This window comes from Streptomyces sp. NPDC032091 (assembly GCF_055580265.1).
Genome location: NZ_JBVILR010000003.1, coordinates 104,349 through 118,506 on the forward strand (window position 1 = coordinate 104,349; position 14,158 = coordinate 118,506).

Genomic DNA, 14,158 nt, shown 5'->3' on the forward strand with positions numbered 1-14,158 from the left:
GGCGGCCCGCCAGGGTAGCGTCGCGGCATGGACGTACGGTGGGAAGAGGCGGGCTGGGAACGGGTGGCCGCGCGGGTGGGCCGGCGACGGCTGCCGGTGTGGGACTGCACGGTGGGACTGGTGGTGGGGGACGACTCGGTGCTCCTGATCGACCCCGGGTCGAGTGTGCGGGAGGGGGCCGCGATCCGAGCCGAGGCGGAGCGGCTGACCGGCCGGCACGTGACCCATATCGCATTCACGCACGGACATTTCGACCACGTGCTGGGCGCTCCCGCCTTCGCCGGCGCCCGGTCCTACGGCGCGGTCGGCCTGGACCGGCTCATGGCGACCCCACGGGGCCGGGAGGAGCTGCGGGCGAGCGCGGTGGCCCAGGGGCTGGCCGAGGACGAGGCGGCCGAGGCGAGCGACCTGCTGCCGGCGCCCGGGCACCTGGTCTCGGGCGAGTGGACGCTGGAGCTCGGCGGGGTCCAGGTCCTGCTGGCGAACGTGGGGCCGGGGCACTCCCAGCACGACCTGGCGGTCTTCGTCCCGGGCGAGCGGGAGACGGTGTTCTGCGGGGACCTCGTCGAGGAGTCCGGGGAGCCCCAGGCGGGCTCGGACGCGGTGCCGGGCCAGTGGCCGGCGGCGCTGGACCGGCTGCTGTCGCTGGGCGGGGAGGACGCGCTGTACGTGCCGGGTCACGGTGCGGTGGTGGACGCGGACTTCGTGCGTGCGCAACGCGCCACACTGGCGGACCGGTTCGGCGTGTCGCGGGCGTGAGCGCGGCCGCGCTCCTAGTGTCGGCCGGATGCGCGAGTACTCCCCCGACCTGACCCCGCAGTGGAAGCGCCCCAAAGCCGTGCCCGAGGTGCCGGCGGACCCCGATCTGGTGGTCGAGGTGGCGGGCACGGACTTCTGCGGCGCGGTGGTGGCGTGCGAGGCGGGCACGGTGACCCTGGAGGACCGGTTCGGCAAGCGGCGGGTGTTCCCGCTGGAGCCGAGCGGCTTCCTGCTGGACGGCGCGGTGGTGACCCTGACCCGCCCGTCACGGGCTCCCGCCGCGCCGTCCCGTACGGCCTCGGGCTCGATCGCCGTCCCGGGGGCACGGGCGCGGGTGGCGCGGGCCGGGCGGATCTACGTGGAGGGGCGGCACGACGCCGAGCTGGTCGAGCGGGTGTGGGGCGACGACCTGCGGATCGAGGGCGTGGTGGTGGAGTACCTGGAGGGGGTCGACGACCTCGCGGCGGTGGTGGCGGAGTTCGCCCCGGGCCCGGACGCGCGTCTCGGGGTGCTGGTGGACCACCTGGTGCCGGGTTCGAAGGAGTCCCGGATCGCGGCTTCGGTGACCGGGCCGGACGTGCTGGTGGTGGGCCACCCGTACGTGGACGTCTGGCAGGCGGTGAAGCCGTCGGCCCTGGGCATCCGGGCCTGGCCGGAGGTCCCGCGCGGCCAGGACTGGAAGACGGGCGTCTGCCGGGCGCTGGGCTGGCCGGAGAACACGGGGGCCGCCTGGCAGCACATCCTGTCCCGCGTGACGTCTTACAGGGACCTGGAGCCGACGCTGCTGGGGCGGGTGGAGGAGCTGATCGACTTCGTCACGGGTAGCGGTGAGGCCTGACGCCCTGGAACGTGCCGAAGTCACTGGTGTCCAGCTCGATACCGAGCGGCTCCAGCAGCACCGACTCGCCGAACTTCCACAGCCGTTGCGACCGGTAGTCGGCATCGTCTCCCTTGCCGACCGGGCTAGTCAGCAGGACACACTGCCCGACGATGGGGTCGACGATCAGGTAGGCGGGTACCCGGCCGGCGGCGTAGATCGAGCGCTTGGTCACATAGTCCCTGTCGACGCTGGTCTTGGAGACGACCTCCACCACCAGCGTGATCAGCTGCGACGGCAGGAGACGTCCCGATCCCGGGTTCGCCTGACGATCCAGGACCACCAGGTCGGGAACGGGCTCGCTCGCCTCGTCGACGATGTCGACGTCCTGGGTCTGGAGCCGTACCCACCGCTTGCGCGGGATCTGGTCCTGCACGTCCTCCACGATCAGGTTGTGCACCAGATCGGGACCGGCCATCATCACGATTTCCCCCCGGAGGAGCTCGGCCTTAACGCCCTCGGGGGGCTCGAACCCCGCGAAGAATTTGGCCATCCCGTACTCGTCCACAGCGGTCATCTCCGTGGTCCTCCACATCCGCCGCGTACTGTCGACGGCAGCCTAGGAACAGCCTAGGCAGCACAGGTCCGGTTACGCGGGGATTCACCCGGGCGGGGGATCAGTCCACCAGGTCCCGCACCACCGCGTCCGCCAGCAGCCGCCCTCGCAGGGTCAGGACCGCGCGACCCGCCTCGTACGGGGCCGCCTCCAGCAGGCCGTCCGCCAGGGCGCGGCGGGAGGCCGCCAGGCCCGCCGGGGCCAGCAGGGACAGCGGGACGCCGTCGACCAGGCGGAGCTCCAGCAGGATCCGCTCCACTCGCCGGTCCTCCTCCGAGAGGAGCTCGCGCCCCGCGCCCGGGGAGCGGCCCTCCGCCAGGGCGGCCGCGTAGGCGCCGGGGTGCTTGACGTTCCACCAGCGGACCCCGCCCACGTGCGAGTGGGCTCCGGGGCCGGCGCCCCACCAGTCGGCCCCGCGCCAGTACAGCTCGTTGTGCAGGCAGCGGCCGGCCTCGGAGGTGGCCCAGTTGGACACCTCGTACCAGGAGTAGCCGGCCCGCTCCATGACCTCGTCGGCGATCAGGTACCGGTCGGCGTGGACGTCCTCGTCGGTCATCGGGACCTCGCCGCGGCGGATCCGGCGGGCCAGCTGGGTGCCCTCCTCGACGATGAGGGCGTACGCGCTGATGTGGTCGGGGCCGGCGCCGAGGGCGGCGTCCAGGGAGGCCCGCCAGTCCTCGTCGGTCTCGCCGGGGGTGCCGTAGATCAGGTCGAGGTTGACGTGCTCGAAGCCCGCCGCGCGCGCCTCGGCGACGCAGGCCTCGGGGCGGCCGGGGGTGTGGGTGCGGTCGAGGACCTTGAGGACGTGCTGCTTCGCGCTCTGCATGCCGAAGGAGATCCGGTTGAACCCGCCCGCGCGCAGCTCGGCCAGGTACTCCGGGTTCACGGACTCCGGGTTGGCCTCGGTGGTGACCTCGGCGTCCTCGGCCAGGCCGAACTCGTCGCGGATCGCCGCGAGCATGCGGACGAGGTCGCGGGCGGGCAGCAGCGTGGGCGTGCCGCCGCCGACGAAGACGGTCCGCACCGCGCGCGGGTCGTCGCCGAGCACCTTGCGGGCGAGGCGGACCTCGTCGATCAGGGTGTCGGCGTAGTTCTCGCGGGAGGCGAGGACGCCGCCGGTGCCGCGCAGCTCGGTGGCGGTGTAGGTGTTGAAGTCGCAGTACCCACAGCGGGTGGCGCAGTACGGGACGTGCAGGTAGAACCCGAGCGGCCGCTCTCCGGCGCCGGCGAGGGCGTGCGACGGCAGCGAGCCGTCTTCGGGCATGGGGTCACCGTCGGGCAGTGCGGAAGGCATGCGCCCATTGTCCCGCACCGCCCCATGGTCGTTTACGCCCTCGGCCCCGGGGCGGGGTCAGGCCTCGCGGGACCCGGCGTACATCTCCTCGATGAGGTGCTTGAACTCGCGCTCGACGACGGGGCGCTTCAGCTTGAGGCTGGGCGTGAGGTCGCCGTGCTCGACGTCCAGGTCGCGCGGCAGGATCCGGAACTTCTTGATCGTCTGCCAGCGCTGGAGGTTCTCGTTGAGGGTCTGTACGTAGGTCTCGATCAGGCGGGCGGTCTCGGGCGCGGCCACGACCTCGCCGTACGTCTTGCCCTCCAGGCCGTTCTCGGCGGCCCAGCCGAGGATGGCGGGCTCGTCGAGGGCGACCAGGGCGCTGCAGAAGTTGCGGTCGGCGCCGTGGACGACGATGGCGGAGACGTACGGGCAGATCGCCTTGAACTGGCCCTCGATCTCGGCCGGGGCGACGTACTTGCCGCCCGAGGTCTTGATCAGGTCCTTCTTGCGGTCGGTGATGCGCAGGTAGCCGTCCGGGGAGAGCTCGCCGATGTCGCCGGTGTGCAGCCAGCCGTCGCTCTCCAGGACCTCGTCGGTCTTGTCGGGCTGACGGTGGTAGCCCTGCATGATGCCGGGGCCGCGCAGCAGTACCTCGCCGTCGTCGGCGATGCGGACCTCGGTGCCGGGCAGCGGCTTGCCGACGGTGCCGGTGCGGTACGCCTCGCCGGGGTTGACGAAGGAGGCGGCGCTGGACTCGGTCAGGCCGTAGCCCTCCAGGATGTGGATGCCGGCGCCGGAGAAGAAGTAGCCGATCTCCGGGGCGAGGGCGGAGGCGCCGGAGACGGCGGCGCGGAGCTTGCCGCCGAAGGCCTCGCGGAGCTTGGAGTAGACGAGCGCGTCGGCGACCTTGTGCTTGGTCGAGAGGCCGAAGGGGGCGGTGGCCCGGCCGGTGCGGCGGTAGTTGTCCTGGGTCACCTTGGCGTACTCGCGGGCGACGCCGACCGCCCACTGGAAGATCTTGTACTTGGCTCCGCCGCCGGCCCGGGCCTTGGCGGCCACGCCGTTGTAGACCTTCTCGAAGATGCGGGGGACGGCCGCCATGTAGGTCGGCTGGACGACCGGCAGGTTCTCGATGATCTTGTCGATGCGGCCGTCGACGGCGGTGACGTGCCCGACCTCGATCTGGCCGGAGGTGAGGACCTTGCCGAAGACGTGGGCGAGCGGCAGCCAGAGGTACTGGACGTCATCGCTGTTGATCATGCCGGTGGCGACGGTGGCCTTCGCCATGTACGACCAGTTGTCGTGCGGGAGGCGGACCCCCTTGGGGCGGCCGGTGGTGCCCGAGGTGTAGATGAGGGTGGCGAGCTGGTCGGCGGTGATGGCCGCGATCCGGTCCTTGACCGCCGCCGGGTGCTGGTCCAGGTACTCCTTGCCGCGCGCCTCCAGGTCGGCCAGGGAGAGCACCCAGCCCTCCGGGTCGCCCTCGGCGGCCACCGCGTCGGCGGCGTCCATGACGACCACGTGGCGCAGGTCGGGGAGGTCGGCGCGGCGCTCGCGGGCCTTGGCCAGCTGCTTGCCGTCCTCGGCGATGAGCACCCGGCTCTCGGAGTCCGAGAGGATGAAGGCGGACTCGTCCGCGTTGGTGCTGGGGTAGATCGTGGTGACGGCGCCGCCGGCGCACATCACGCCCAGGTCGGCGAGGATCCACTCGACGCGGGTGTTGGAGGCGAGGGCGACGCGCTCCTCGGGGTGCAGGCCGAGGGTGATCAGGCCGGCGGCGATGGAGAACACCCGGTCGGCCGCCTGCCCCCAGCTGAGCGACTTCCAGTCGTCGGGGCCTCCCTCGGGGCGGGCCGAGGGGACGGGGTAGCGGTAGGCCTCCCCGTTCGGTGTGGCGGCGACGCGGTCAAGGAAGAGGGCCGCCACGGTGGGCGGGCGGTTCTCGATCAAGGTCTGTGTGTCGCTCACGACATCCTCCGGACCGGGTCCACGCGGCCAGGGCGTGGGCGTGGGGCGCTTGGGCTGGCGGGGTGCAGCCGCCGGGTACGCGGCTGGCGTGTTTCATTACCGGTCGGTTAACTGGCCGGTAACCATCGAGCTTCGATCAGGGTAGAGGCCGCCCGCCCGGTGCGTAAGGGCCCCCGAGCGGCCGCTTCATAACGAAAAGGGCCCGCATGCGGGTGCATGGGGGCCCTTTCCGCGCGTCATGGAACGGCCGCGGCTACTTCTTCTTGCCGCCGGACTCGTCGCTGGAGAGGACGGCGATGAAGGCCTCCTGCGGGACCTCCACGGAGCCGACCATCTTCATGCGCTTCTTGCCTTCCTTCTGCTTCTCCAGCAGCTTCCGCTTACGGGAGATGTCACCGCCGTAGCACTTGGCGAGGACGTCCTTGCGGATGGCGCGGATGGTCTCGCGGGCGATGACGCGGGAGCCGACGGCCGCCTGGATCGGCACCTCGAAGGCCTGCCGCGGGATGAGCTCGCGGAGCTTGGCGACCAGGCGCACGCCGTAGGCGTAGGCGGCGTCCTTGTGGCAGACGGCGGAGAAGGCGTCGACCTTGTCGCCGTGCAGCAGGATGTCCACCTTGACCAGGCTGGAGGCCTGCTCGCCGGTGGGCTCGTAGTCGAGGGAGGCGTAACCGCGCGTCTTGGACTTCAGCTGGTCGAAGAAGTCGAACACGATCTCCGCGAGGGGGAGCGTGTAGCGGATCTCGACGCGGTCCTCGGAGAGGTAGTCCATGCCGAGCAGGGTGCCGCGGCGGGTCTGGCAGAGCTCCATGATCGCGCCGATGAACTCGGTGGGCGCGAGGACGGTGGCCCGGACGACCGGCTCGAAGACGTCCTTGATCTTGCCTTCGGGGAACTCGCTCGGGTTGGTGACGGTGACTTCCTTGCCGTCCTCCAGCACCACCCGGTAGACCACGTTGGGCGCGGTGGCGATCAGGTCGAGGCCGAACTCGCGCTCCAGGCGCTCGCGGACCACGTCCAGGTGGAGCAGGCCGAGGAAGCCGACGCGGAAGCCGAAGCCGAGCGCCGCGGAGGTCTCCGGCTCGTAGACGAGCGCGGCGTCGTTGAGCTGGAGCTTGTCCAGGGCCTCGCGCAGCTCCGGGTAGTCCGAGCCGTCGAGCGGGTACAGGCCCGAGAAGACCATCGGCTTCGGGTCCTTGTAGCCGCCGAGGGACTCGGTGGCACCGCCCGTCATCTGCGTGATGGTGTCGCCGACCTTGGACTGGCGGACGTCCTTCACACCGGTGATCAGGTAGCCCACCTCGCCGACGGAGAGGCCGTCGGCCGGCAGCATCTCGGGCGAGTTGGTGCCGATCTCCAGCAGCTCGTGCGTCGCGTTCGTGGACATCATGCGGATGCGCTCGCGCTTGTTGAGCGTGCCGTCCACGACACGGACGTACGTGACCACGCCACGGTACGAGTCGTAGACCGAGTCGAAGATCATCGCGCGGGCGGGGGCGTCCTTGACGCCGACCGGGGCCGGGACGGTCTCGACGACGCGGTTGAGCAGGGCGTCGACGCCGAGGCCGGTCTTCGCCGAGACGCGCAGGACGTCGGCGGGGTCGCAGCCGACCAGGTTCGCCAGCTCCTCGGCGAACTTCTCCGGCTGGGCGGCCGGCAGGTCGATCTTGTTCAGGACCGGGACGATCGCGAGGTCGTTCTCCATCGCCAGGTACAGGTTGGCGAGGGTCTGGGCCTCGATGCCCTGGGCGGCGTCCACCAGGAGGATCGTGCCCTCGCACGCGGCGAGGGAGCGCGAGACCTCATAGGTGAAGTCGACGTGGCCGGGGGTGTCGATCATGTTCAGGATGTGCGTGGTCCCGGTCCCCGCGCCCTCGGTGGGGGCCCAGGGCAGGCGGACCGCCTGCGACTTGATCGTGATGCCGCGCTCACGCTCGATGTCCATGCGGTCGAGGTACTGGGCGCGCATCTGCCGCTGGTCGACGACCCCGGTGAGCTGGAGCATCCGGTCGGCGAGGGTCGACTTGCCGTGGTCGATGTGCGCGATGATGCAGAAATTGCGGATCAGCGCCGGGTCGGTACGGCTCGGCTCGGGCACGTGGCTGGGGATGGCGGGCACGCAGTGTCCTGATTCTCGGGTCGCTGTCGGATCTGCTGTCGAACGGTACGCAGGGTCCCATGGTCCCATGGACCGGGCGATGCGCTCGGTTTGGGCCGGTCGGAGCGCGCCTGGTAGCCTGGGTGGCTGTGTCTCGCATGCCCTCTCAGCAGGCTTGGCACATCCGGAAAAATACTCTGAACCTGAAAAGGCTCTTTCGTGGCGAACATCAAGTCCCAGATCAAGCGGAACAAGACCAACGAGAAGGCCCGCCTTCGCAACAAGTCGGTCAAGTCCGAGCTGCGCACCTTCATCCGCAAGGCCAACGAGGCCATCCTCGCCGGCGACGCGGAGAAGGCCACCGCTGCGGCCCGCCTGGCTTCCAAGAAGCTGGACAAGGCCGTCTCGAAGGGTGTCATCCACAAGAACGCCGCCGCCAACAAGAAGTCGGCGCTGGCCTCCAAGGTTGCCGCCATCTGAGGTTCCGCACTCGATGTGAACGCCGGGAAGGACCAAGCGGGCCCTCTCTTCCGCTCCTGACCGGCACCCAGCGCCGCACGCGGCCTGCGTTCGCCACGCGGGTGCGGCGCACACAGCAGTGACCGAAGGCCCCGGCCTCCGCCCTTCCCCAGGGCGGCGACCGGGGCCTTCGCGTGTGCGCGGCCGGGGCCGGGGCGGGACGGGACGCCGCGAGGCCTCAGCGGCGCTGCGGCCGTGCGGCCCGCGCCACGGCCACCACGGCCTTCTCCAGGGCGTACTCGGGGTCGTCCCCGCCGCCCTTGACCCCCGCGTCGGCCAGCGCGACGGCGCGCAGCGCCTCCGAGACGCCGTCCGCCGACCAGCCGCGCATCTGCTGCCGGACCCGGTCGATCTTCCACGGCGGCATGCCGAGGTCCCGGGCGAGGTCGCCGGGGCGGGCGCCGCGCGGGGCGGAGGCCAGCTTCCCGATGGCCCGGACGGCCTGCGCCAGCGCGCTGGTGATCAGCACCGGCGCGACCCCGGTCGCCAGGGACCAGCGCAGGGCCTCCAGGGCCTCCGCCGCCCGCCCCTCGACCGCCCGGTCGGCGACGGTGAAGCTGGAGGCCTCGGCCCGGCCGGTGTAGTAGCGCCCGACCACGGCCTCGTCGATGGTGCCCTCGACGTCCGCGCAGAGCTGCGCCGCCGCGCTCGCCAGCTCCCGCAGGTCGGCACCGATCGCGTCGACCAGGTTCTGGCAGGCCTCGGGGGTGGCGGAGCGGCCCAGCGCCCGGAACTCGCCGCGTACGAACGAGAGCCGGTCCGCGGCCTTCGTCATCTTCGGGCAGGCGACCTCCCGGGCACCGGCCTTGCGGGCGGCGTCCAGCACGGCCTTGCCCTTGACCCCGCCCGCGTGGAGGAGGACGAGGGCGATCTCCTCGTACGGGTCGGCGAGGTAGGCCTTGACCTCCTTCACCGTGTCCGCGCCCAGGTCCTGCGCGTTCCGCACGATCAGGACCTTGCGCTCGGAGAAGAGCGACGGGCTGGTCAGCTCGGCCAGGGTGCCGGGCTGGAGCTGGTCGGAGGTGAGGTCCCGCACGTCCGTGTCGGCGTCGGCCGCGCGGGCGGCCTTCACGACGTCCCGGACGACGCGGTCGAGCAGCAGGTCCTCCTGCCCCACCGCGAGGGTGATGTGGGCGAGGGGATCGTCGGTGGGGTTCTTCCTGGTGGCCATCGGCTCCAGCATCCCACGCCGCACCGACAGCGCCCCGTCCCCGGTGCCCGAGAATGGTCCGGTGAACCTGCGACATGTACTGGTCCTGCCCGACCGCGACGCCGCCGAGGAGGTGGCCCAGGAGGCCGTCGACCGCTTCGGTCTCCCCGAGGAGCCGCAGCTGGTGCGCGACGCCCTGGCCGGCGAGGACGACGCCGAGGACGCCCAGTGGCTGGTGGTCGTCGAGGACCCGCGGCAGCGGCTCGACGCCGCCCTGCTGGACGAGCTCGCCGCCGCCTACGAGGGCTGGCTCGAAGCCCCCTGAGCCGGCCGGCGGCGACGCCCTCAGGCCTTGTGGACGATCTGCACGTCCAGCGCCACGTCCACGCTCGAACCGATCGCCGCGATCCCCTGCGCCAGTATCGACTGCCAGTTCAGGGTGAAGTCCTCGCGGTGCAGCTCCGCCGTCGCCCGGCAGGCGGCGCGCGGCTCGCCCTCCAGCCCCGTGCCGACGCCCAGGTACTGGGTGTCCAGGGTGACGGAACGGCTGACCCCGTGGAGGGTCAGGGCTCCGGCGACCGCCCAGCGGCTGCCGCTGCGGTGGATGAACCGCTCGCTGTAGAACTCCACCGTCGGGTACCGGGCGGCGTCCAGGAAGTCCGCCGACCGCAGGTGGTCGTCCCGCATCCGCAGCCCCGTGTCGATGCTCGCCGCGTCGAGGATCACGTGCATGGAGGAGTCCTCCATCCGCTCCGCGATCCGCACCGCTCCGGCGAAGGTGGTGAACCTGCCGTGGATCCGGGCGAAGCCGATGTGCTTCGCGGTGAAGCCGATCGACGAGTGCGTCGGGTCCAGCTCCCAGTGGCCCGGCTGCGGGAGCACCGGGGGCTCCACCGAGTCCAGGATGATCTCCGCGGTGCCGGGCTGCGCCGGGTCGCCGACGAGCGTCGCCCCGTGGAACTGCGCGTAGCCCTCGGCGCTGACCGCCAGCCGGTACTCCCCCTCCGGCACGGCCGCCGTGAATCCCCCGTACGGATCCGTCTCCCCGCTGACGACCCGTCGGCCGATCGGGTCGGTCACCTCGAACTTGGCCTGGCGGATGGGCTGGTGGACCGTGTCGAGGACGCGGCAGCTCAACAGGCGGGCCGTGGGCGGCAATGCCAATGTGGCGGACGTCTGCGAACTGCCGCTTCCGGCCGTATCCGTCCCCCGTCGGCGACCGAACATCGCTGATGCACCCCCGTGCTGTGTGTACTTGGTCGGTTCTGGCGAAGAGGCATTCGATCATGCTGTCGGGTTGGGGGCAAACAGAGCGGTCGCGCCCGGTATGACCGCGCCTTTTCGGACGCCGTCCGGCGGGCACCGCACGGAGCCCCCGGCCGCTGCCGCAGACGGCCACGGAGCCGTCCCTGTCGGTGCGCAGCACAGCCGCCCCAAGGGCTTCGAGCCGTGCGAGGGTGCTCCGCGCCGGGTGCCCGTACCGGTTGCCGGCCCCGACCGGGACGAGCGCGAGGCGTGGCCGGATCCGGTCTACGAGGCCGGGATCCTGGTGCGCCGAACCGTGGTGGGCGACCTTGAGCACGTCCACCCGCCCCAATTCCGGATGCTCCCTCAGCAGGGCTTGCTGGGACGGCGGTTCGAGGTCCCCGAGGAGCAGGAACGTCAGCCCCGGGGCGTGCGCCAGCAGGGCCACGCTCGCGTCGTTGGGCCCCTGCGGCGGCGGCGCGGACGCCGACGGCCACAGCACCTGCCACTCCAGACCCCCGGCCCGCCGCGGCTCCCCCGCGACCGCCGGCACCACGGGCACCCCGGCCCCGGCCGCCGTCCGCCGGACCCGCGCCGCCTGCGCGGGCGGGTCCGCCACCGAGGTGGTTTCGATCACACCCACCGAGCGGCCCCGCAGCACCCCCGACAGCCCGCCCACGTGGTCGGCGTGGAAGTGCGTCAGCAGGAGCAGCGGGACGCGTGTCACACCGAGGGCGCGCAGACAGCGGTCCACCGGGTCCGGCTCCGGTCCGGCGTCGACCACGACGGCCGTCCCCTCCCCGGCGGCGAGGACGGCGGCGTCCCCCTGGCCCACGGCGCACTGGACGTAACTCCAGCCGGGCGGCGGCCAGCCGGTGAGGGTACGGGTCAGCGGGGGCGGCCGTACCACCGCGACCAGCAGCACCACCACCACGGCGGCCCGCACCCCGCGCCGCCGCCCGAACCGGACTCCGAGCCCCACGAGCGCCACGGTGACCACCGCCAGCAGCGCCCCGCCTCCCGGCCCGCCCGGCCACGCCAGCCCCGCCCCCGGCAGCCCCGCCCCGGCCCGCGCGACGGCGGCGATCCACCCGGCCGGCACCCCCGCGCACCGGGCCAGCAGCTCCGCGAGCGGCATGGACAGCGGGGCGGTGGCGAGCGCGGCGAATCCGAGCACCGTGGCCGGCCCCGCCGCGAGCTCCGCCAGGAGGTTGCACGGCACCGCGACCAGGCTCACCCGGCCCGACAGCACGACCACCACCGGGGCGCACACGGCCTGCGCCGCGGCCGCCGCCGCCAGGGCCTCCGCGAGCCGCGGCGGCAGCCCGCGCGCCCGCAGCGCCCCCGCCCAGCGCGGCCCCAGGGTGAGCAGCGCCCCGGTGGCCAGCACCGAGAGCAGGAACCCGTACGCCCGGGCCAGCCAGGGGTCGTACAGCACGAGCAGCAGCACCGCCGCGGCCAGCGCCGGGAGCAGGGACCTGCGCCGCCCCGTGGCCAGGGCCAGCAGGGTCACCGCCCCGCAGGCGGCGGCCCGCAGCACGCTCGGATCGGGCCGGCACACCAGGACGAAGCCCAGCGTCAGGGCCGCCCCGCACAGGGCCGTGAACCGCAGCGACAGCCCCAGCCGGGGTGCCAGCCCGCCCCGCTCCACGTACTGGGCCCGCCCCGGGGGCCCGATGAGCAGGTACAGCACCACGGTCAGGTTGGATCCGGAGACGGCCAGCAGGTGCAGCAGATCGGTGGCTTCGAACGCGTCGTGCAGCTCGGGCGGCACCCGGGAGGTGTCCCCGACCACCAGCCCGGGCAACAGCGCCCGGGCGTCCCCCGGAAGCCCTTCGGAGGCCTCCCTCAGCCCGGCCCGCAGCCGCCCCGCGACCCGCTGCGCCCGGTCCGGGCCGCCCGTCACCCGCGGCGGGACGTCCCCGGCGGGCCGGACGAGCGCCACGGCCCGCTCCCCCTCCCGCACGGGCGACAGCCGGGCCACCACCTCCACCCGGGCCGAGGGCTCCAGCCGGGCCCACTGCGGATGCCCGGCCAGCACCCGGACCGGGGTCCGCACCCGGGTCCGCGCACCGTCGGGGCGGGTCACCCCGGTCACCACCGCGTCCAGCACCACCACGGGCGGCCCGCTCCCGCTCCGGGCGGCCCGCGGATCGGAACCCACGGTGAGCTCGGCGCGCACCCGGGCGTGCTCCCCGGCCAGCCGGGCCACGGGTCCCGCCCGCGCCTCGGCCCGCTCCAGCCCGGCCACCCCCGCCCCGGCGGCCGCGCACAGCAGGGCGGCCGCCGCGGCCGTGGCGACCTGCCACACCGGCCTCGTCCCGCGCGAGCCCGCCACCAGCAGCGCCCCGGCCGCGACCACCGCGACCACCGCGCCGACGGCACACCATCCCGCGGACACCCCGAGCCCCACGGCAGCCGCCCCCCAGGCAGCCAGCGCGGGCCCCACCAGCCGCAGATCGAGCGGCCCGTCCCCACCGCCCGCCACCCCGGCCTCCTCCGGCCCGGCACCCTCCGGCCCGGCACCGTTCGGCCCGGCCCCCGCGTCCGGCACTCCGGCGGCGCTCACAGCCGCACCAGCCTGCGCAGCTCGGCGAACCTGCGCTCGCCGATGCCGTCGACCTGCCGGAGGTCCTCCACCGCCCGGAACCCGCCCCGGGCCGCGCGGAACTCCACGATGTGCCGGGCCAGCACCGGGCCCACCCCCGGCAGGCCGTCCAACTGCTCGACGGTCGCACTGGTCAGGCTGAGCGGGCCCGGCACCGGACCGCCCCCGGAACCCCCGCCGCCCGGGGCCGGCGGCGCCGTGACCCCCACCAGCACCTGCTCGCCGTCCACCAGGACCCGGGCCAGGTTGAGCCCGGTGGTGTCCGTGCCCGGCCGCACTCCCCCGGCGGCGGCCAGCGCGTCCTCCACCCGCGAACCGCCGGGCAGCCGCCGCACACCGGGATCGCGGACCTTGCCGGCCACGTCCACCACGACGCGGCCGCCCGGACCCGCCGGGCCCCCTCCCGGAACCGGGGGCGGGGTCGGGGTCGGCGGCGGCGCGGGGGCGAGCACCGCGGGCGCCGTCACCGGCCGCGGCCGGGCCGCCACGTACTGCTGGGCGGCGAACCCCACCGCCACGGCCAGCACCACCCCCACGGCGGCCACCGCCCGCGGCTCCACCCCGCACCGGGCCTGCACCCACACCGGCAGCCGCTCCCGCACGGCCAACCACCGCCCCGGCACATCCGTCCCGGCCGAAGGAACCGACCCGGCTTGCACCCCGCCCCCCTCCCCCGGCACCGGAGGCGACTGTGACACCGGAGGCGGCTCGGGCACCGAAGGTGGCTCGGGCCCCAGAGGCGATGGCGACACCGGAGGCGGCCCGGGCACCGCCGGAGGACCCGGCCGCCCGGGCGGGGCGGCCCCCGCCATCAGCAGCTCCGCCCTGCGCCGCACCGCGGCGGGATCGGGGCCCGGCTGCGACCGGGCGCGGCGGCGTTCACGGAGCCGCCCGTCGGACGGCCGCGCCCTCCCGGGCCCGCTGCCCGCGCCACGGCCACCGCCACCGCCACCGCCACCGGCGGTCTCGAACGATCCCGTCCCGAAGCCGTCGAGGCGTCCGGAAGGGCTTCCCGAAGAGCGCGAAACACGCGTGCGAAGAGTCATGCCACGACGCTAGGGCCGGCCCCCGGCCCCCCGCTCGGAACCCTCAATTCCGGTGG

At 73.7% G+C, this 14,158-nt stretch carries 11 protein-coding genes and 1 pseudogene; 4 read left to right on the forward strand and 8 right to left on the reverse strand.

The window, feature by feature from the left end; translation table 11 throughout:
• Window positions 1-27: 27 nt before the first annotated feature.
• Both ACZ5NJ_RS06280 and ACZ5NJ_RS06285 read left to right on the forward strand, forming a co-directional pair.
• Window positions 28-759 (forward strand): MBL fold metallo-hydrolase, encoded by a 732-nt coding sequence (locus ACZ5NJ_RS06280; protein ID WP_468763350.1) that lies wholly within the window; start codon window positions 28-30, stop codon window positions 757-759.
• A gap of 28 nt (window positions 760-787) precedes the next feature.
• On the forward strand, window positions 788-1,597 hold the full coding sequence (locus tag ACZ5NJ_RS06285; RefSeq protein ID WP_468763353.1) for a DUF3097 domain-containing protein: 810 nt from the start codon (window positions 788-790) through the stop codon (window positions 1,595-1,597).
• Here ACZ5NJ_RS06285 and ACZ5NJ_RS06290 read toward each other — a convergent pair.
• From ACZ5NJ_RS06290 to lepA, 4 genes are all read right to left on the reverse strand, one after another.
• The gene (locus ACZ5NJ_RS06290) at window positions 1,575-2,153 is read right to left on the reverse strand and encodes a Uma2 family endonuclease (protein WP_403351205.1); all 579 of its coding nucleotides are present in this window, start codon (window positions 2,151-2,153) and stop codon (window positions 1,575-1,577) included. The two genes, ACZ5NJ_RS06285 and ACZ5NJ_RS06290, sit on opposite strands and share 23 nt — an antisense overlap.
• A 100-nt stretch (window positions 2,154-2,253) precedes the next feature.
• Window positions 2,254-3,486 carry a radical SAM family heme chaperone HemW gene (gene hemW, locus ACZ5NJ_RS06295; protein ID WP_468763356.1) on the reverse strand — a complete coding sequence of 411 codons (1,233 nt, stop codon included), beginning with the start codon at window positions 3,484-3,486 and terminating at the stop codon, window positions 2,254-2,256.
• Window positions 3,487-3,543: 57 nt separating this feature from the next.
• Window positions 3,544-5,436: an AMP-dependent synthetase/ligase gene (locus ACZ5NJ_RS06300; protein WP_468763358.1), complete on the reverse strand. Its 1,893-nt coding sequence runs from the start codon at window positions 5,434-5,436 to the stop codon at window positions 3,544-3,546.
• Window positions 5,437-5,689: 253 nt separating this feature from the next.
• Window positions 5,690-7,555 (reverse strand): translation elongation factor 4, encoded by a 1,866-nt coding sequence (gene lepA / locus ACZ5NJ_RS06305; RefSeq protein WP_468763361.1) that lies wholly within the window; start codon window positions 7,553-7,555, stop codon window positions 5,690-5,692.
• A 198-nt stretch (window positions 7,556-7,753) separates the two neighbouring features.
• On the opposite strand from lepA, the gene rpsT reads away from it, so the two are divergent.
• The gene (gene rpsT, locus ACZ5NJ_RS06310; protein WP_030030523.1) at window positions 7,754-8,014 is read left to right on the forward strand and encodes a 30S ribosomal protein S20; all 261 of its coding nucleotides are present in this window, start codon (window positions 7,754-7,756) and stop codon (window positions 8,012-8,014) included.
• Between the two features lie 217 nt (window positions 8,015-8,231).
• Here rpsT and holA read toward each other — a convergent pair whose 3' ends face one another.
• Window positions 8,232-9,224: a DNA polymerase III subunit delta gene (gene holA, locus ACZ5NJ_RS06315; protein ID WP_468763364.1), complete on the reverse strand. Its 993-nt coding sequence runs from the start codon at window positions 9,222-9,224 to the stop codon at window positions 8,232-8,234.
• 61 nt (window positions 9,225-9,285) lie between these two features.
• Between holA and ACZ5NJ_RS06320 the strand changes: the two genes are divergently transcribed.
• Window positions 9,286-9,528, forward strand: a complete 243-nt coding sequence (locus ACZ5NJ_RS06320) for a hypothetical protein (protein ID WP_468763367.1) — start codon at window positions 9,286-9,288, stop codon at window positions 9,526-9,528.
• Between the two features lie 20 nt (window positions 9,529-9,548).
• On the opposite strand, the gene ACZ5NJ_RS06325 is transcribed toward ACZ5NJ_RS06320, so the two are convergent.
• From ACZ5NJ_RS06325 to ACZ5NJ_RS06335, 3 genes and pseudogenes are all read right to left on the reverse strand, one after another.
• Window positions 9,549-10,430 (reverse strand): YceI family protein, encoded by an 882-nt coding sequence (locus tag ACZ5NJ_RS06325; RefSeq protein ID WP_468763369.1) that lies wholly within the window; start codon window positions 10,428-10,430, stop codon window positions 9,549-9,551.
• Window positions 10,431-10,551: 121 nt separating this feature from the next.
• Window positions 10,552-13,017, reverse strand: a pseudogene (locus tag ACZ5NJ_RS06330) (ComEC/Rec2 family competence protein); the annotation flags it as partial.
• On the reverse strand, window positions 13,014-13,658 hold the full coding sequence (locus ACZ5NJ_RS06335; protein WP_468763372.1) for a ComEA family DNA-binding protein: 645 nt from the start codon (window positions 13,656-13,658) through the stop codon (window positions 13,014-13,016). The pseudogene ACZ5NJ_RS06330 and the gene ACZ5NJ_RS06335, both read right to left, overlap by 4 nt.
• Window positions 13,659-14,158 lie beyond the last annotated feature (500 nt).

Coding starts and splice junctions, on each gene's coding strand:
- ACZ5NJ_RS06290 (WP_403351205.1), bottom strand. CDS start 2,153: ATGACCGCTGTGGACGAGTACGGGATGGCCAAATTCTTCGCGGGGTTC.
- ACZ5NJ_RS06285 (WP_468763353.1), top strand. CDS start 788: ATGCGCGAGTACTCCCCCGACCTGACCCCGCAGTGGAAGCGCCCCAAA.
- ACZ5NJ_RS06325 (WP_468763369.1), bottom strand. CDS start 10,430: ATGTTCGGTCGCCGACGGGGGACGGATACGGCCGGAAGCGGCAGTTCG.
- hemW (WP_468763356.1), bottom strand. CDS start 3,486: ATGCCTTCCGCACTGCCCGACGGTGACCCCATGCCCGAAGACGGCTCG.
- holA (WP_468763364.1), bottom strand. CDS start 9,224: ATGGCCACCAGGAAGAACCCCACCGACGATCCCCTCGCCCACATCACC.
- ACZ5NJ_RS06280 (WP_468763350.1), top strand. CDS start 28: ATGGACGTACGGTGGGAAGAGGCGGGCTGGGAACGGGTGGCCGCGCGG.